This is a genomic window from Clostridium sp. 29_15 (assembly GCF_001916075.1).
GTDB classification, from domain to species: domain Bacteria; phylum Bacillota; class Clostridia; order Clostridiales; family Clostridiaceae; genus Clostridium; species Clostridium lentum.
The window spans coordinates 1-16,873 of record NZ_MNRT01000029.1 but is presented as its reverse complement, the minus strand read 5'-3'; the positions used below and the strand labels follow the sequence as shown (position 1 = coordinate 16,873).

The 16,873-nt window shown below is 28.6% G+C and carries 20 protein-coding genes and 2 tRNA genes; 3 read left to right on the top strand and 19 right to left on the bottom strand.

Annotated features, from left to right (window positions below; all coding sequences use genetic code 11):
* Positions 1–7 precede the first annotated feature (7 nt).
* The 13 genes from BHW04_RS06105 to BHW04_RS06045 form a co-directional block, all read right to left on the bottom strand.
* Entirely contained in the window at positions 8–859 is an 852-nt protein-coding gene (locus BHW04_RS06105) for a YitT family protein (RefSeq protein ID WP_022212105.1), read from the bottom strand.
* A gap of 265 nt (positions 860–1,124) precedes the next feature.
* Positions 1,125–2,069: a transketolase family protein gene (locus BHW04_RS06100; RefSeq protein ID WP_302699197.1), complete on the bottom strand. Its 945-nt coding sequence runs from the start codon at positions 2,067–2,069 to the stop codon at positions 1,125–1,127.
* A complete protein-coding gene (locus BHW04_RS06095; protein ID WP_022212107.1) occupies positions 2,069–2,893 on the bottom strand; it encodes a transketolase in 825 nt (274 codons plus the stop codon). Before BHW04_RS06095 ends, BHW04_RS06100 begins: the two co-directional genes overlap by 1 nt.
* A gap of 309 nt (positions 2,894–3,202) precedes the next feature.
* Entirely contained in the window at positions 3,203–3,559 is a 357-nt protein-coding gene (locus BHW04_RS06090) for a type II toxin-antitoxin system PemK/MazF family toxin (protein WP_022212108.1), read from the bottom strand.
* Between the two features lie 8 nt (positions 3,560–3,567).
* Positions 3,568–3,831: a hypothetical protein gene (locus tag BHW04_RS06085; protein WP_302699196.1), complete on the bottom strand. Its 264-nt coding sequence runs from the start codon at positions 3,829–3,831 to the stop codon at positions 3,568–3,570.
* A 438-nt stretch (positions 3,832–4,269) separates the two neighbouring features.
* Positions 4,270–4,878 (bottom strand): germination lipoprotein GerS-related protein, encoded by a 609-nt coding sequence (locus BHW04_RS06080; RefSeq protein ID WP_302699195.1) that lies wholly within the window; start codon positions 4,876–4,878, stop codon positions 4,270–4,272.
* A 69-nt stretch (positions 4,879–4,947) separates the two neighbouring features.
* Positions 4,948–5,112, bottom strand: a complete 165-nt coding sequence (locus BHW04_RS06075) for a hypothetical protein (RefSeq protein ID WP_302699194.1) — start codon at positions 5,110–5,112, stop codon at positions 4,948–4,950.
* 50 nt (positions 5,113–5,162) lie between these two features.
* Positions 5,163–5,531 carry a holo-ACP synthase gene (gene acpS, locus BHW04_RS06070; RefSeq protein WP_302699193.1) on the bottom strand — a complete coding sequence of 123 codons (369 nt, stop codon included), beginning with the start codon at positions 5,529–5,531 and terminating at the stop codon, positions 5,163–5,165.
* A gap of 26 nt (positions 5,532–5,557) precedes the next feature.
* Positions 5,558–5,860, bottom strand: coding sequence for a DUF6514 family protein (locus BHW04_RS06065; protein WP_302699192.1), 303 nt, complete (start codon positions 5,858–5,860; stop codon positions 5,558–5,560).
* A gap of 383 nt (positions 5,861–6,243) precedes the next feature.
* The gene (locus tag BHW04_RS06060) at positions 6,244–6,606 is read right to left on the bottom strand and encodes a single-stranded DNA-binding protein (RefSeq protein WP_302699191.1); all 363 of its coding nucleotides are present in this window, start codon (positions 6,604–6,606) and stop codon (positions 6,244–6,246) included.
* Positions 6,607–6,725: 119 nt separating this feature from the next.
* Positions 6,726–7,586, bottom strand: coding sequence for a YihY/virulence factor BrkB family protein (locus BHW04_RS06055; protein WP_022212114.1), 861 nt, complete (start codon positions 7,584–7,586; stop codon positions 6,726–6,728).
* A 66-nt stretch (positions 7,587–7,652) separates the two neighbouring features.
* Positions 7,653–9,947, bottom strand: coding sequence for an ATP-dependent DNA helicase (locus BHW04_RS06050; protein ID WP_302699190.1), 2,295 nt, complete (start codon positions 9,945–9,947; stop codon positions 7,653–7,655).
* Between the two features lie 123 nt (positions 9,948–10,070).
* Positions 10,071–10,655: a DUF1836 domain-containing protein gene (locus BHW04_RS06045; RefSeq protein WP_302632416.1), complete on the bottom strand. Its 585-nt coding sequence runs from the start codon at positions 10,653–10,655 to the stop codon at positions 10,071–10,073.
* Positions 10,656–11,179: 524 nt separating this feature from the next.
* Here BHW04_RS06045 and BHW04_RS06040 point away from each other — a divergent pair.
* Positions 11,180–11,428 (top strand): AbrB/MazE/SpoVT family DNA-binding domain-containing protein, encoded by a 249-nt coding sequence (locus BHW04_RS06040; protein ID WP_022166495.1) that lies wholly within the window; start codon positions 11,180–11,182, stop codon positions 11,426–11,428.
* A gap of 42 nt (positions 11,429–11,470) precedes the next feature.
* Here the strand turns inward: BHW04_RS06040 and rsmI are convergent, their stop codons facing one another.
* The 4 genes from rsmI to BHW04_RS06020 form a co-directional block, all read right to left on the bottom strand.
* Positions 11,471–12,316, bottom strand: coding sequence for a 16S rRNA (cytidine(1402)-2'-O)-methyltransferase (gene rsmI, locus BHW04_RS06035; RefSeq protein WP_302699189.1), 846 nt, complete (start codon positions 12,314–12,316; stop codon positions 11,471–11,473).
* A gap of 1 nt (position 12,317) precedes the next feature.
* Positions 12,318–13,061, bottom strand: coding sequence for a tRNA1(Val) (adenine(37)-N6)-methyltransferase (locus tag BHW04_RS06030; protein WP_022212118.1), 744 nt, complete (start codon positions 13,059–13,061; stop codon positions 12,318–12,320).
* A 144-nt stretch (positions 13,062–13,205) separates the two neighbouring features.
* Entirely contained in the window at positions 13,206–14,456 is a 1,251-nt protein-coding gene (locus BHW04_RS06025) for a C40 family peptidase (protein ID WP_302699188.1), read from the bottom strand.
* A gap of 179 nt (positions 14,457–14,635) precedes the next feature.
* Entirely contained in the window at positions 14,636–14,926 is a 291-nt protein-coding gene (locus BHW04_RS06020; protein WP_022212120.1) for a hypothetical protein, read from the bottom strand.
* Between the two features lie 145 nt (positions 14,927–15,071).
* Here BHW04_RS06020 and BHW04_RS06015 point away from each other — a divergent pair.
* A tRNA-Pro gene (locus tag BHW04_RS06015) sits at positions 15,072–15,147 on the top strand.
* 51 nt (positions 15,148–15,198) lie between these two features.
* Positions 15,199–15,840: an HAD family hydrolase gene (locus BHW04_RS06010; protein ID WP_022212121.1), complete on the top strand. Its 642-nt coding sequence runs from the start codon at positions 15,199–15,201 to the stop codon at positions 15,838–15,840.
* Between the two features lie 42 nt (positions 15,841–15,882).
* On the opposite strand, the gene BHW04_RS06005 is transcribed toward BHW04_RS06010, so the two are convergent.
* Both BHW04_RS06005 and BHW04_RS06000 read right to left on the bottom strand, forming a co-directional pair.
* A complete protein-coding gene (locus BHW04_RS06005) occupies positions 15,883–16,629 on the bottom strand; it encodes a peptidylprolyl isomerase (protein ID WP_022212122.1) in 747 nt (248 codons plus the stop codon).
* Positions 16,630–16,778: 149 nt separating this feature from the next.
* Positions 16,779–16,854, bottom strand: a tRNA-Phe gene (locus tag BHW04_RS06000).
* Positions 16,855–16,873 lie beyond the last annotated feature (19 nt).

Sequence of the window (16,873 nt, the reverse complement as noted above, 5' to 3'; positions counted from 1 at the left end):
CCTTTAATTATTCTCCATTAATTTCTTTAAAGCCTTCTCCCATAACTTCAGCTACTTCACTGACAGTTATAAAAGCACTCTTATCTATTTGGCTAATATATCTCTTAAGCTTAATAAATTCACTTCTACCTATAACAGTGTAAAGTATAGTAGTTTGCTTTTCAGTAAATCCTCCTATACCATTAATAAAAGTGCAACCTCTTTCTAAATCATTTAAAATAAATTCACTTATTTTTTTACTTTCCTTGCTTATTATTGTAACTTCATTACAAATATTAAAACCAGCAATGGCTTTATCTATAGCAAAGCCACTGATTATTACTGCTAATACTGCATATAATCCCTTTTGTACTCCAAAGGTCATTGCTCCTGCTAATGTAACTATAAAATCCACTATCAACAGTGATTTTCCTATATTAAAATGTAAAAATTTATGTAATATCTTTGCCAAAATATCAGTCCCACCTGTAGATGCATTGCAGTTAAATACAATTGCTAAGCCTGATGCAGAAATTATTGTTCCTAAGATAGTTGCTAACATAAGATCATTAGTTGCTTCATAAGGAAATACTTTTTCTAAAAGCCACATAAATCCTGACAAAGTAAGACTAGCATAAATGCTCTTTCCACCAAATTTACTTCCTATCACCAAAAAAGCAACTATATATAAAATACAATCCATCATTAATACCAATAGTCCTATAGGTATTTCTGGAACGAAATTATTAATTATTATTGCTATACCACTTAAGCCTCCTGCAGCAATGTTATTAGGTTGAAAAAAGTATACTACCGATACTGCTACAAGAAATACACCAAAAGTGATTAATATAAAATCTCTTAAATTATATTTGTTCATAATATACTCCTATTATTTAAATTACTATAATTATGTTTCCTCTTTTACCTCTTTTTATCCCATTTACATTGAATATTATTCCAATGAACAATTATATCATAAACTTTTATAAAAACTAGTTCATGATATACGAATTATGAAATTGTAATTAAAATCATGGTTTTACTTATAAAACTAATCTTAAATTTATATATTTAATTATAAAAAGATGACAAATCAAAAATATTTCATTTTGATCTGCCATCTATATCAATAAGATTTTAAACTATCTTCTTAATTCAATAGCTCTTTTAACTTTTTCAACAACATTTGCAGCTGTTAATCCATAGTACTCTAATAATTCATCTGGTTTTCCACTTTGACCGAATTGATCATTAATACCAACCTTCACTACTGGCACTGGACAAACTTCACCTAAAACTTCTGATACTGCTGAACCTAGCCCACCAATTATGCTATGTTCTTCAACTGTTACAATTGCTCCTGTTTCCTTAGCAGCCTTTACTAAAATGTCTGAATCAATCGGTTTTAGAGTATGGATATTAATAACTCTTGCAGAAATTCCTTGTGATGCTAAGATTTCCTTAGCTTCTAAAGCAACATCCACCATTATTCCTGTAGCTACTATTGTTAAATCTGTACCTTCATTTAAAAGTACACCTTTACCAATTTCAAATTTATAATTATTTTCATCATTTATAACATTAACAGGTGCTCTACCTAATCTTACATAGCAAGGTCCATTATACTCTGCTATTGCTTCTATTGCTGCTTTTGTCTCAACAGCATCTGATGGTGAAATAACTACCATATTAGGTATTGCTCTCATTAATGATAAATCTTCCACTGTTTGATGTGATGCACCATCTTCTCCAACTGTTATACCTGCATGAGTAGCACACACTTTTACATTTAATCTTGGATAGCAAATTGCATTTCTTATTTGTTCAAATGCTCTTCCTGCTGCAAACATAGCAAATGTACTTACAAAAGGAATCTTTCCACAAGTAGAAAGCCCTGCTGCCACTGACATCATATTTGCTTCTGCAATTCCCATATTAAAGAATCTTTTTGGACATATAGCCTTAAATTCTGAAGTTTTTGTAGACTTTGAAAGATCTGCATCTAAAACCACTATATTTTCATTAGTATTAGCTAATTCTGCTAAAGCTTTTCCATATGCTTCTCTTGTTGCAATCTTTTTACTCATTAATTTTCCCCTCCTAATTCCTTTAATGCTGCTTCACATTGCTCTCTACTAGGTGCTATACCGTGCCATTCAGCTTGATTTTCCATAAATGATACGCCTTTTCCTTTGATTGTCTTACAAACTACTGCCGTAGGCTTATCTTTACACTCTTTTGCTTTTTCTATAGCATCTATAATTTCTTCATAATTATGACCATCAATAACTAAAACATTCCAACCAAAAGCTTCAAACTTCTTATCTATTGGACAAGGATTCATAACTTTTGTTATATCTCCATCAATTTGTAATCCATTAAAATCAATGAAAGCTGTTAAGTTATTTAACTTATAATGTGCTGCACACATTGAAGCTTCCCATACTTGACCTTCCTCTAATTCTCCATCACCTAATATTGTATAAACTCTATAATCCTTCTTATCTATCTTTCCAGCTAAAGCCATTCCTACTGCAGCAGAAATTCCTTGTCCTAATGATCCTGTTGACATATCAATTCCTGGTAAATATTGAATACTTGGGTGACCTTGTAATCTTGACTTAAACTTTCTTAAAGTTGATAATTCTTCAACTGGGAAATATCCTCTTCTAGCTAAAGTACTATAAAGTACAGGGGCAGCATGGCCTTTTGATAAAACAAATCTATCTCTATTTGGATCCTTTTCATTGTTAGGATCTATATTCATTTCCTTAAAAAATAATACAGTCATAATATCAGTAGCTGATAATGATCCTCCTGGATGCCCTGATGCTGATTCAGTAAGCATCTTCACTATGTCTTTTCTAATTTCTGTAGATATTGATTTTAATTCGTCTAAACTCTTTGCCATTGTGTATCCTCCTCAATTAATTCTTAATATATAAATTATTAATTATTCATAATAAATGATACAGATCATATAAATTAAGCTTTGTATTAATACGTCATTTTATTCTTTAAATTTATACTATCATATGAATCACTCTTTGTATATACTATTATTTTGATTAGTGTATACTTTTATTATTATTTAATTTATATTGTGTATCACTTTAATCTCATCCTACCTATTTTTATATGTACAATTACTGTTTATATGTATTATTTATACAACAAAAGCAGAGTCATTTTAACTCTGCCTTTTCATTATCTTTTACTACTACTTATCTAAATTTAAGCTAATTAGCAATGCTTTGTCCACTTTTTTCATATCAATATCTGTCATATGTCCAATCTTTTCTTTCAGTCTCTTTTTATCAAGAGTCCTTATTTGTTCTAATAACACTACTGAATCTCTGTTTAATCCATATTCAACTGAAGAAATCTCCACATGAGTTGGAAGTTTAGCCTTATTAATTTGTGAAGTTATTGCTGATACAATAACAGTAGGACTATATTTATTTCCTATATCATTTTGTATTATAATAACTGGCCTAATTCCACCTTGCTCTGAGCCTATAACTGGACTTAAATCTGCATAAAAAATATCCCCTCTTTTTACTACTATAGTCGCCATTTAAATTCTCACACTCCGCAAAGCCATTTCTCATATTCGCAAATATCGTCAAATTTATATTGTACATTTCCCTTTGAGAAATCAATAGCCCTTGAAAGTTCTAAATTAATATCTGACATTTCTTCATACCCTATCCTCATTAATTCAAGAAACTCTCCTTCATATTTCTTCTCATCATATTTTATTAAATTTTCCTTAATATATTTCCTATTTTTTTTATCAAAATCCTCATTTATTTTTCTAAAGATTTGATTTTCAAATTTATCTGACATACTTGTCCTCCTAAGAGTACATAATTTTATCCTTTAGAAAATTATATTTCAATTTGTGCTAGTCTGTAAATAGAAAATAATATTATTTTTAACTTTTCGCCTTTTTTTGTATATTTTATAAAATATTATGCTTTTTCTAAAACTTTTATCTAATTAATTATTTTTAAATAAATTACAATAAGATTTATGTACTCTCCTATGGAAAGTATTATCAATATATAATTCGACTTCTATTACTATAACCTGGCTTATTTAAATTTTATTTATCTTAATTATTTTTTCTTTTTATTTATGTATGTTTATTAATCGATTTAATATTTCCACTTCTTCTGTAAATATCTTTTTAATACTTATTGCTTTTTTATAATAAAGAGACAAAAGTTCATTTGTTTATCTAGACAAACTTAACCTTTAAAGTTAACTACTTTTTATTCTATATCATAATAAAGAATCATCTATTTTTTGTACCTCTTCAAACTGTTCATAAATTATCTTTAATACATATCTATCTTCTCTATCATAAACTACAATTCCTATTGGTACTCTATTCTTTTTATCAATAAAGATAGTAGCTTTATTAAAATATATATTATTTAAAAACAATTCCACGTCAGCTTTTATATATATGGTATCTCCCCACTCTTCTTGCCCCTCTGATATACTTCCTTCCCTTATAGGATATGCTAAAATATTATTAATAAAAGCTAATGGATGTACTATATCCATATCTTGCTCTAATTCATATTCATTATCATTAATAGTATCTTTGACATATATTTTTTCATCCTTGTATATCTTAGTTACCTCATCACCAAATTCTACCCTCACCCCCTTATCTGCAGAATACCATTGTTTAGTTTCCTCAATTTCTTCCCCTTTATCATTTTTCATAACATATTTTACTTTAGCTTCATATGCATTAATATTTTTTAATCCTTCAATTATTTCTTCATTTGAAGGCATTAAAACACCCCTGAAAAAAATGATAAATAAGATAGATATAAAAGGAACTGCCAATAATAATATAATAATTATTTTCTTTTTCATATTTCCTCCCAAATTGTCTGCTTCATTATACTATTATTATGCAACTTGGTTTTTTATTCATAATTTAACTTATAGAGTTTCCATAACAAAGGGAATACTTTCTATTAAATTCCCTGCTATGATAAAATATCTATCTCTAGAAGAACATTCTGCTGCTAAGCCATGAATATATGCACCTAATAAAGCTGAATCCATATTGCTATGACCTTGATCAACCAGTGATATTATTATCACTCATTCCTCCAGAGGTCATCTTACTATTTCCTTAAACATTATGTACATATTTATTCCTCCACAATTGCAAAAGCTATGGCATTGCTTTTATTATGAGATATAGAAACATTTATGTTTAATTTTCTATCACCAATTTTATCTCTAACTTCTTTAGAAATATTAACTATAGGTTTTCCTAAGTTATCCCTTAATATTTCAAAATCTTTAAGGTTGTAACCTCTAAATCCTGTTCCTAAAGCTTTGCTAAGTGCTTCTTTAGCTGCAAAATTCCCTGCTATTGTCTCTACTCTCATTCCCTTTGATTTAAAAAGTTCTATTTCTTTTTCAGTAAATGCCTTACTTAAAAAACTAGGTGTTCTTTCAATTGCTACTTTAACTCTCTCTATTTCTATTATATCTGTGCCAATTCCTAAGATCATAGTTGCCTCCGCCTATGCTGTATCCTTTAATTAAAATCACTTACGTATTCATCAACATATTCGCCTATGACATCTATTAAATGTATAGGTGAAACATTATTCTTTGATACTAAATCAAATAATCTCTTAACCTTTTCCTTATCGGTAGAAATATTATTTACACTATTTCTTTCTATATTAACCAAACCTCCATTTATAATGTCTTGTCTTTCTACTTCTATACCATATACTTGTCTACCTTTAAATCTTCCAAAAGTCATTCTATAGAAGTAATTCATCTTATAATTTTCTTTTTCCACTGTGATATCAAAACATTCTTTTACAACCAAGGTTATATCCCCCCTTAACATAACTTCCATACATCAAAGATAACACATTAATGTATTAAAATGTGTCAAAGATTGTTCTGTAAAGAAATAAATTTTTCTTTTATTTTCTACATTATACTTTATTTTTTACTTTTTTACCCATATTATTATTTAATAATATCCCATTATCATTTCTATTAAAAATAAAAGTTGTCGATAATACGTCATTTAGAAAATTAATCTGAATTTTAAAGTTTTTTTGTAAAAAACAAAGCCTCATAATTATATGCATACATTTTATGAAAACGTACACTATATTATTTTATAAAATTATGAGACTTTAATTATTCTTTTATTCTTTTATTTTAATGTCATAAATATTACAGTAAACTGTATATAAGATATTATTGTTCATTGCTTATGGCATCAGAACTTTCTTTATCTACTCTCCTACTTCCTACGAACTTGAAGTCTTCCGCAACAACTTCTGCTATATATTTCTTATTTCCTTCCTTATCTTCATAGCTTCCTGTACGAAGTCTTCCACTTAAACTTATGTAGCTTCCTTTAGTCATATATTTGCATATAACTTCGGCTTTCCTTCCCCATATAGTAACTGGAATAAGATCAGCCTTCCTTGTTCCATCGGCAGATTTAAAATTCCTATCCACAGCAATTATAAATCTGGTGAAGCTTTTTTCCCCATTTTCAATTGTTTTTAGTTCAGGGTCCTTAATAAGCTTACCTAATAACACAATTTTATTCATGTATAACACCTCCTGAATACTTTATCTAACAGTATAACCATTAATTTCTCTTTTATTCATTTAGTAAAAACTCTTTATATAAATATATAAAAAACTCCTCATAATTCATGAGAAGTTTTTTATAAAAATTTCTTATCTAATTGGTCTTTTCTTATACCTAAGACGGAGTTTATTTCCCCACCTATTATTATAATTATGGAGCTTATATATAACCACGTCATTAAAACAAAGATTGTTGCCAAGCTTCCATATATCCGTGAGTAATTGGCAAAATTATTTACATAAAATGAAAATGCTAATGAAACCACTATCCATCCTAATGTTACAAAAACAGCTCCTGGTATAGCTTCGCTCCAATCAGTTCTCTTAGAAGGTGTATATCGATATATTGCCGCAAAAATAATTATCATTACCACTATAACAATGGAATATCTCAATAAATCCCACAACTTATGAATAAAGTCATTATATGGAATATATTTTAATATATATTTACTTAAAACATCTCCAAATACTAAAGTTGCTAAAGTAAGCATAATTGTAAATGCCAATGCTATAGTGCATATTATAGCAATTATACACCTTTTTATAAATGATCTATTTTCTTTAATATTATATGCCTTATTAACACCTTTTAAAATTGCTCTAAAAGCTGAAGATGCAGACCATATAGTCAATGTAGCAGATGCCCCTAACAAACCTCCATGTTGTTTTTCAACAACATCAATTATTACACTTGAAGTAAGCTCCACCACATTACTTGGAAGCACTCTTGCTAATCCCTCTATTATTTTCATGGAATCTAAATTGATATATCCAATTAGAGTCATAACAAATATTAAAAAAGGAAAAAATGATAAAACTAAATAATAAGCTAACTGGGCTCCTAAAGCAAAAATATCATCATTATTTACTTTAATAATAAAATATATTATAAAGTCAAAGGCTGATCTCCTTTTTTTAACTTCTTCTTTTTTCATTACATCACCACTACTTTTTTTCTCTTTAATATAAATAATATTTATTATATCCTTTAATTCATTATTTTACCATGATTCAATTTGCCAAGCTGTTGGTAGCATATCTTTATACTTTTTGCTTAGGTACCTATTATCTACTAATAAGATACTTCCTTTATCCTCTTCAGTTCTAATAACTCTTCCTGCACATTGCAAAATTTTATTTATTCCTGGGTAAGTATATGCATAGTCAAATCCTTTTTCATCAAAATAACTTGCTATTATATCATTTTCTATAGATATTTTAGGAAATCCTACGCCAACTATAACAGCTCCACTCAGCCTTTTTCCTGGAAGGTCTACTCCTTCTGAAAACATGCCACCTACAACTGCAAATGCCAACACCTTAGAATTTTCTCTAAAGTTTGCTAAAAACTCTTCCTTTTCTACTTCATTTATATTTTCTTTTTGTACTAATATATCTTCATTATTACTATATATTTTTTCGTAGCTTTCAGCTACCTTCTTAAGATACTCAAATGATGGCAAGAAAACTATATTATTTCCGGGACTTTCCTCATTAAATCTATAAATTAATTCACATAATTTAGGTATATTATTTTCCCTCATGCTATACTTCATATTTAAGGGCGAAATAAATGTTTTTAAGTTTTCTTTTTTAAAAGGTGAATCTAATCTTAATCTATAACTTTTATCATCTCCACCTAGTAAATCTATATAATATTTCATAGGCCATAAAGTAGCTGAAAATAATATTGTTGCATAGGAAGAACTTATTATCTTCTTAATATTATCAGAGGGATCAATACAAAATATCTTAACTTTCAAATCATTTTTGGCTTTCTCTATTATTGTATTATACTTATCTGAATACAATTCATTTATATTAACAAAACTTCTACATTTAAAATAAAAGTCCATTACTTCATCATATCCATCTGTACCTTTCCCTTTTACCAAATACTCATCTGCTACACTTATAAATAACTGCATTGCCTTAATGAGTTCTTTATACTGAATATTTTTATATATTACCCTTAGGCTGTTTTCTTCAAGTTCCCTTCGTATCTCTATCAGTTCCTTATTTATTAAATTTGAAGATTTATAAAGAGCTGGAACCTTTCCCTTTAAAATCTTATTTATTTGCACTACATCACTCTTAAGAATTTCTCCACTATACATTGCTCTAGCTCTATCAATTAAGTTATGACATTCATCAACTAATATAACATTACTTTTATTATCTTCTTCAAAAATCCTTTTTAACCTTACTCTATTATCAAAAGCGTAATTATAATCACATATTATTGCATGGCACCATTCTGTAAGATCCAATGATAATTCAAAGGGACACACTTGATATTTTTCACTATATTTTCTTATTACCTCTCTTGATATTATGTTTTCATGGCTTATAATATCTTCAATAACATCATCCACTTTAGAAAAATAATCTCTTGCAAACTTACAATCATCAGCATTACATTTTACTTCATCATTTAAGCAAGCTTTTTCCTTTGCTGTTATACTTACTACCTTTATCTTTAATCCATTCTTTATGAGCATAGCATATGCTTCTTCTGCAACTACTCCAGTAATAGTCTTAGAAGTCAAATACACTATCCTATCTCCCATATTGTTTGTTAGCCCCTTTATAGCTGGAAATATTGTTGATATTGTCTTACCTATACCTGTAGGTGCTTGAGCAAATAATATACCGTTATTCCTGATGGTATTATAACAAGTTACTGCTAGCTCCCTTTGACCCTTTCGATAAGTTGGAAAAGGAAATTCCATTTTCTCTATGCTTTCATTCCTTTCTTCTATTAAGGCTATTTTTAAAAAAGCAGCCTTCATATATCTCTCAACTAACTCTGAAACAAAAGCTTCTAATTCTGTAAGTTTGAATTTCTTTTCAAAGCTCTTTACTTCATCTGTATTCAAATTATAATAGCTTAAACGTATTCTTATTTCCGCTAAATTATTTTCCTTGCAATATATGTATCCATAAAATTTCCCTTGAGCCCAATGTAGCTCATTATAATCTTCTTCTATATATATTAAGCTTTTATATGTAGATTTTATTTCCTCTATTATAATAATATCTCTTTCCTTTATAATTCCATCAGTGCGTCCTTCAATTATAAGCTCAATATCATCTCTAACGAATCCCCATTGAAGCTTTACTTCCTTTTGATAATTTTCATAAATATTTTCATTATCTTTTTGAAGTCTTCCATGAGCTATAGTTCCTTCCATAGCCCTTCTTATGGACATAAATCTATCATCTAGGCTACCACTTTTTAACACGTATTCCACTATGCCTCTTACAGATTCCATTATCACTACTTTTTGTGCCATAACCTTTGCCTTCCTAAATCTTAAAAATAATTAATTCTATTAATAACATTATATTTTTTATAATCTCTTTCTAGTATCTCCTTTTTAAGAAAAAAAGACTACTATAAATATATATGTAGTCTTTTATGAATGGTACTCATTTACTATCTTTTGTACTAGTTTCTTTATAGCACTAGCTTGAGCTATTAATGAAATAACCACTACGAAAGTCCTTATACTATTTTCATCTTTTTCATTTAAATTAAGGCCTTTTATAATGTTATTTAGATTTTCTTCATCTACAATGTCCTCTGCTATTCCTTCTTTTATACTCTGACTTTGTGTCTCTGAAAATATCTTATAAGCAGTTTCCCAAGATATTATATCATCTGACCTATCATTAATTTCATTGAAAGCTAAGCTAAACACCTTTTTAATCTCTTCAGTAGTAAGTATTGGTCTCATATAACTTAATAATACTAGCTGAACTAAATGTATCTTTGTATAGCCCCTCTTTTTACCATCTTCCGGCTTACTTATTACTTCACTTTTTATATAGTTCTGCACTATGTTATTAGTATATTTATCATCTATAAACTTATCATTCAAAAAATCAATAACTTGAGATAAAAAAAGATCATACTTAGGTAAATCATCGTAAGATATCATTATGTTATCTTCTATTTGATCCGCTACTTGCTGTATATAATCCATATCCATCTTTTTCATCACGCATCTTCACCTATCTTTCTCTATATTACTATCTTCATTATATAGTAAATATAAACTTATTACAAGTTTATTTACCTATTTAATAAGTTTTTTCACTCTTTTTAATATTTATATCTATATTTTGATTATTCTTTTTTATTTCCAATTTATTATTGATTTTTTTATTTATTATTGATATTTTACTAATAAACTTTTACAATTTATGTATACAGATGCAATAAATTTATTTTTACATTATTTTCTTATTTTATATTCTATTTTTTAATATTTTTAAATCATTTATGTAACACATTTACTATTTCAGTATACAAGTCATTTTAATCACGAAAAATTTAACTATTTATTTTGAAAATTAAACTTGACTTTTCAAATATATGGTAGTATAGTTTATTAGTAAGTAAAAAATATCAATTATTTTCTATAATTTAATATTTTTTATATTAATTATATTGACTTTATATTACATATTTGGTAAGATAAATCTACAAAATGTCGAAACTTGTTTTAGGAGGAATTTATAAATGAAATCAACTGGAGTTGTTAGAAGAGTAGATGAACTAGGAAGAATCGTTATTCCAATAGAATTAAGAAGAACTTTAGATATAGCAGAAAAAGACGCATTAGAAATATACGTAGACGGAGAACAAATTATATTAAAGAAATATGAACCAGCTTGTATATTCTGTGGAGATGCTAGAGATGTAGTTAACTACAAAGGTAAAAATATCTGCAAAAATTGCTTAAACGAATTAAAGACAGATAACAAATAATTATACATAAAAAAGCTAGTGAATTTCACTAGCTTTTTAATTTTATAAATCTATGGCAATCTTATATACTTCTTTTTTAGGAATGTTTCTCATTTTAGCAACAGTCTTGATTGCTTCTTTCTTATCCATCCCTTTATTTATTAAATCCTTAAGATGCTCCTCCACTGTAAAAGCACTAAATTCTTCTTCCAGCTCCGCCTTTATTTCACTTTCGCTTTTTCCTGCCAGTACTAATACAAATTCTCCTCTTGGTTTATTCTCTAAAAAGTTATTATATGCATCTTCTAAAGCTCCTCTAAATATATCTTCATGTAACTTTGTAAGTTCTCTACATACAGCAATATTTCTATTACCTAAAGACTCCTTTAAAAAACTTAATGTATCCAATAACCTATGTGGTGATTCATAAAATATTAATGTTTCTTTTTTATCTTTAATTTCCTCAATGAGAATTTTTCTATCTTTAGTTTCTCTTGGAATAAAGCCTCTAAAAACGAACTTTGTTGTGTCTAGTCCTGAATATACAAGAGCTGTTGTAATTGCTGTTGCTCCTGGAAGAACCTCAAAATTTATATTGTTTTCAATGCATTTACTTACTATTACACTCCCTGGATCTGATATTCCTGGAGTACCAGCATCAGTAACTAATGCTATACTTATTCCATCTTCTAATTTATTTATTATTTGCTCACTTTTTCCTTGTTCATTATGCTGATGGTAACTAAAAAGTGGCTTTTTAATTTCAAAGTGATTTAAAAGCTTTAAACTTTGCCTTGTATCTTCTGCTGCAATTTCATCTACACTTTTTAAAACCTCTAAAGCTCTTAAAGTAATGTCCTTTAGGTTTCCTATTGGTGTTGGTACTAAATATAATTTACCTTTACTCATATTATTTCACCCTTCCATATATTTCATCTATCTCTCTACTGAAATTTCCTTCTTCATCATAAACATATAAAGGCTTTTCCCATTTTAAAAATGCTCCTCCGTCTCTCTGACCTTCCACTAATACAATATTAGGTTCCTTATTTACATTAGGCTGTACCATTTTTACTCTCTTTGGCTCAATATTATATTTTCTCATTAAGCTAAATATATCTGCCAATCTTTCTGGTCTATGTACAATAAACATTCTTCCATTATCTTTAAGTAACCTTCTAGCTGCAACAATTACATCTTCTAAATTACAAAGAATTTCATGTCTAGCAATTGCTAACTTATCGTTTGGATTTACTATACCTGAATTATTTAACTTATATGGAGGATTTACCGTCAATACATCAAACCTTCCTAACTCTTTTACAAGGTTTTTATCCTTTAAATCAGCACATTTAAATTTAACTATATCTTCTGTTCCATTTAATTTTGAACTTCTTCTTGCCATCTCTTCCATTTCTTCTTGAATTTCAATTCCCCAAACTTCCTTGGGATTATATTTTCCATAAAGAAGGAAAGGTACTATACCTGTACCAGTACATAAATCTATTACCCTATGCTTTGATTTAACATTGGCAAAATCCGATAATAATACAGCATCTATACCAAATCTAAAAGCTTTTTCTTTCTGTATAATCTTAAGACCTTTTAAATCTAAATCATCAATTCTCTCATCCTTATTTATACTTATATCCATAAATTATAGTTCCTCCAAAATTGTGTCTATATCTTTTAATTCTTTCTTATATTATATCTATATAGTATACACAAAAACTGCTTTTTAGAAAACTTAATTAAATATAAAAAGACTAGAAAGCTCTTTCCTAGTCCATAATACTAATTATAATACTCTTCTTGCACAATAGAATGATGTTATATTACCTACCTTAACTCTATCACCTGGTTGTGGTGCGTGAATATATTGTCCTCCACCTACATAGATACCAACATGGTCTCCACCATAAGTGAACACTAAATCACCTGGTTGTAATTCATCATAAGATACAGGTGACCCAACTTCCATTTGAGTATAAGTAGTTCTTGTTATGTTTAATCCTGCTGCATTTGCATATACATAGCTTGTAAATCCTGAACAATCAAATATATCTGGACCTGCTGCGCCATATACATATTCAGCTCCTATGAAATTATATGCATAGCTCACTATAGAACTTCCATAAGCTGATGATGCAGTTCCTAATGTAATTTCCCCTCTATTTGGAGATGAAATTTGTTGTTGTGCTGCTACCTTAGCTGCTTCTTCTGCTTCTATTATTTCTTCTAATTTAATTGTTCCATAGTATATAGAATCTGATATTTCTTGTTTTACAATTTCACTTTTTATTTGATTATCTCTTATGCTTGTTAATTGATCTATAGCAGATTGTAATTCATTCTTATCATTAGATGTTTCTAATACAGATTGTTGATAAGCTACTAATTTTCTTTCTGATACTGCTAAATAGTTCTTTTCAAATTCTTCTTGTTCTGCATTTAATTGCTCAATAGCATTTTCTTGCTCTGCCTTCTTAGTATTTAACTCAGCTAGTGCTGCTTCGTTTTCTTCTGTAAGCCTAATTACTTCTGCTTTTCTTTCTTCTAATGCAGTTACTTTTTCATTTAAATTTGCTTTCTTTTCTTCTAACTCAGATATAAGTTCTTTATCAATATTAACTATTCTTGTTGTAGAGTCAATTTTACTGATTAATTCATTAAAGCTTTTTGCACTAAATAAAAGAATTAAATAGTTAACTTGTCCACCAGACTTTTGAAACTCTCTAATTCTCTTTCCTAAAACTTCTTCATTTTTTTCTATTTCTGCTTTAGTTGTTTCTATTTCCTTTTCAGTATTTTCAATCTCTATTTTAATTTCTTCAACTTCAGACTTATTATTTTCTATAGTTTCCATTAAGGATTCTATTTCTGCATTTAATGCGTATACTTGCGCTGTTGTTTCATCTATTTTATCTGTCAATTCATCATATCTTGCTTGATTTTCTATCACTTCTTCATTAGGTGTTGCAAAAGTTGGCATTCCCATACCAAATATTAATGTTGCCGTCAATAGTGCCGATAATACTTTTTTCTTCATATTTCACTGGTCTTATGACCTTCCCCCTCTACTTAGTGATTCATTACTATTATATCATTTATGGTAACCCCATTCAATGGTAATTTTTAATATTTAAGGATTAAAGCTATTATAAAAGCATCCTTAATATCACTTTTCTGTCATTTTTCATTTTTACTATTCATATATTTTCATTGATTTTACTTAATCTTATACTTTTTACTTATAAATAATTGAATTATTGTTGTTATAAAAATTGCAATTATGAAAATAATGATTGCTATCCTGCTACTATCCTTATAAAATATTGATACTGTTCCAATAATAGTACCTATAGCCCCTATTGCTATATTTAGAAGCCCATTAACTTTTATGTACTGTTTTTGCTCTTTTGTTGTTCTATTTTCTTTAGTGCTGACATATAAGGCAAAAAAACCCATTAAAACAAATCCTATACTTCCAAATAATATTATAATACTTTCAATTCCCATAGTATTTCTCCTCCAAATCTTCATATATTATTATATATTGTCTCTTTTTAAACAACATATTACGCTATTTTTAAATTTTCTTCAACAATTTTTAAATTACATGTTGACACTTATAATTTTGTGGACTATAATAATAAATGTACTACGGGGTGTGGCGCAGATGGGAGCGCGCGTGGTTTGGGACCATGAGGTCGCAGGTTCGATCCCTGTCACCCCGACCAAGATAGGCTAAAACCTATCTTTTTTTTTGCATTTTATAAAGGAGATTTAATATGGATACAATAAAAGCTGCAATATTTGATTTAGATGGTACACTTGTGGATTCTATGTGGGTATGGGAAAGAATAGATATGGAATTCTTGAAAAAAAGAGGATATACTGTTCCTGAAAATTTAAAAGATAACATAACTCATTTAAGCTTTAAACAAGTAGCCCAATATTTTAAAACCACATTTTCTATTGATGATTCAGTAGAAGCTATAATGGATGAATGGCATGAAATGGCCTATAATGAGTATTCTAATAATGTTTTTCTAAAAGAAGGTGCTATGGAATATTTACATAGCTTAAAAAAAGCTGGCATTAAAATAGCTTTAGCTACAAGTAATTCAAAGCCATTATTAGAAGCTACATTAAAAAACAATGGAATTTATGACTTATTTGACTCTATTACCGTTACAGATGAAGTAAAAAAAGGTAAAGATAATCCAGACATATACCTACTAGCTGCTGAAAAACTTAATGTTAATCCTGTCAACTGTATGGTATACGAAGATATCGTAGCTGCTGTAGGTGGGGCCAAGCTAGCTGGCATGAATGTTACTGCTGTTTATGATAAAGCATCTGAAAAAGATTTAAATATATTAAAAGAAAAAGCTGACAAATACATATATAGCTATAAAGAACTACTATAAAAAGGAGTGCTAAGCACTCCTTCTTTAATTATCAATGATTAACTAAGCTCTTTTAACTTGGTATTTAGCTTCTAATTCTTTCATTAATTGAGCGTATTTGCTTTGTTGAGCTTGTTGCATTAAGTTTCCAATTATTTGTTCTTTAACATCTTCAAATTTAGCTACTGTTGCTTCATTCTTAGATTCTGTTTTTACTAAGTGATATCCAAATTGAGTCTTAACTGGTTCGCTTACAGTGTTTAATTCTAAAGTAAATGCAGCTTCTTCAAATTCTGGAACCATCATTCCTCTACCAAACTCTCCAAGATCTCCACCTTGTTGCCCTGATGGGCAAGTTGAGAATTGTCCAGCAGCTTCTTCAAATGATATTTCTCCATTTGAAATCTTTTCTTTTATTTCTTTTGCTTTTTCTTCTGAATCTACTAATATGTGTTTTGCAGAAACCATTTCTGGTGTTTTAAATTCTTCTTCATGTTCATTGTAGAAAGTTTCTGCATCAGCATCTGTTACAGTAACATCTGATAATACTTTATTGATTGTCATTTGAGTTAATAAATCTCTTTCCATTTGTTCTAATGCTGATTTATACTCTTCAGTCTTATCCAATTCCATTTCAGTTCCTAATTTATTCATTAATTCAAAAGAAACTAATTGTTCTAATAATTGATTTCTTCCCATTTCTGAATCAAAATATGCTCTTTTATCTTGAGGATATCTTGAAATTATTGCCTCTAAATCTTTTTCTGTAATTTCTCTTCCTGCTATAGTTACTAAAACTTTATTATCCATTCTTTTTCTCCTTTTCAACCTAATATGATATAGTTTTCAATATTATATCATACTTTTTTTCTTTTTTTGATAAAAAATGTATTTTATCTTATTTTTTTATGCTTTCCTAAGCGTTAAAAAAAGCACTAACATATGTTAGTGCTTTTACCTGGTGGCTCGACCAGGAATCGAACCAGGGACACGAGGATTTTCAGTCCTCTGCTCTACCGACTGAGCTATCGAGCCACATTACCTGGCAACGTTC

Excerpts from the sequence above, each read along its gene's own strand:
- BHW04_RS06005 (WP_022212122.1), bottom strand. The coding sequence starts at position 16,629 with ATGGATAATAAAGTTTTAGTAACTATAGCAGGAAGAGAAATTACAGAA.
- BHW04_RS06010 (WP_022212121.1), top strand. The coding sequence starts at position 15,199 with ATGGATACAATAAAAGCTGCAATATTTGATTTAGATGGTACACTTGTG.
- BHW04_RS06020 (WP_022212120.1), bottom strand. The coding sequence starts at position 14,926 with ATGGGAATTGAAAGTATTATAATATTATTTGGAAGTATAGGATTTGTT.
- BHW04_RS06040 (WP_022166495.1), top strand. The coding sequence starts at position 11,180 with ATGAAATCAACTGGAGTTGTTAGAAGAGTAGATGAACTAGGAAGAATC.
- BHW04_RS06095 (WP_022212107.1), bottom strand. The coding sequence starts at position 2,893 with ATGGCAAAGAGTTTAGACGAATTAAAATCAATATCTACAGAAATTAGA.
- BHW04_RS06045 (WP_302632416.1), bottom strand. The coding sequence starts at position 10,655 with ATGAAAAAGATGGATATGGATTATATACAGCAAGTAGCGGATCAAATA.
- BHW04_RS06105 (WP_022212105.1), bottom strand. The coding sequence starts at position 859 with ATGAACAAATATAATTTAAGAGATTTTATATTAATCACTTTTGGTGTA.
- BHW04_RS06100 (WP_302699197.1), bottom strand. The coding sequence starts at position 2,069 with ATGAGTAAAAAGATTGCAACAAGAGAAGCATATGGAAAAGCTTTAGCA.
- BHW04_RS06055 (WP_022212114.1), bottom strand. The coding sequence starts at position 7,586 with ATGAAAAAAGAAGAAGTTAAAAAAAGGAGATCAGCCTTTGACTTTATA.
- BHW04_RS06080 (WP_302699195.1), bottom strand. The coding sequence starts at position 4,878 with ATGAAAAAGAAAATAATTATTATATTATTATTGGCAGTTCCTTTTATA.
- BHW04_RS06025 (WP_302699188.1), bottom strand. The coding sequence starts at position 14,456 with ATGAAGAAAAAAGTATTATCGGCACTATTGACGGCAACATTAATATTT.
- BHW04_RS06085 (WP_302699196.1), bottom strand. The coding sequence starts at position 3,831 with ATGTCAGATAAATTTGAAAATCAAATCTTTAGAAAAATAAATGAGGAT.
- BHW04_RS06090 (WP_022212108.1), bottom strand. The coding sequence starts at position 3,559 with ATGGCGACTATAGTAGTAAAAAGAGGGGATATTTTTTATGCAGATTTA.
- rsmI (WP_302699189.1), bottom strand. The coding sequence starts at position 12,316 with ATGAGTAAAGGTAAATTATATTTAGTACCAACACCAATAGGAAACCTA.
- acpS (WP_302699193.1), bottom strand. The coding sequence starts at position 5,531 with ATGATCTTAGGAATTGGCACAGATATAATAGAAATAGAGAGAGTTAAA.
- BHW04_RS06050 (WP_302699190.1), bottom strand. The coding sequence starts at position 9,947 with ATGGCACAAAAAGTAGTGATAATGGAATCTGTAAGAGGCATAGTGGAA.
- BHW04_RS06030 (WP_022212118.1), bottom strand. The coding sequence starts at position 13,061 with ATGGATATAAGTATAAATAAGGATGAGAGAATTGATGATTTAGATTTA.
- BHW04_RS06060 (WP_302699191.1), bottom strand. The coding sequence starts at position 6,606 with ATGAATAAAATTGTGTTATTAGGTAAGCTTATTAAGGACCCTGAACTA.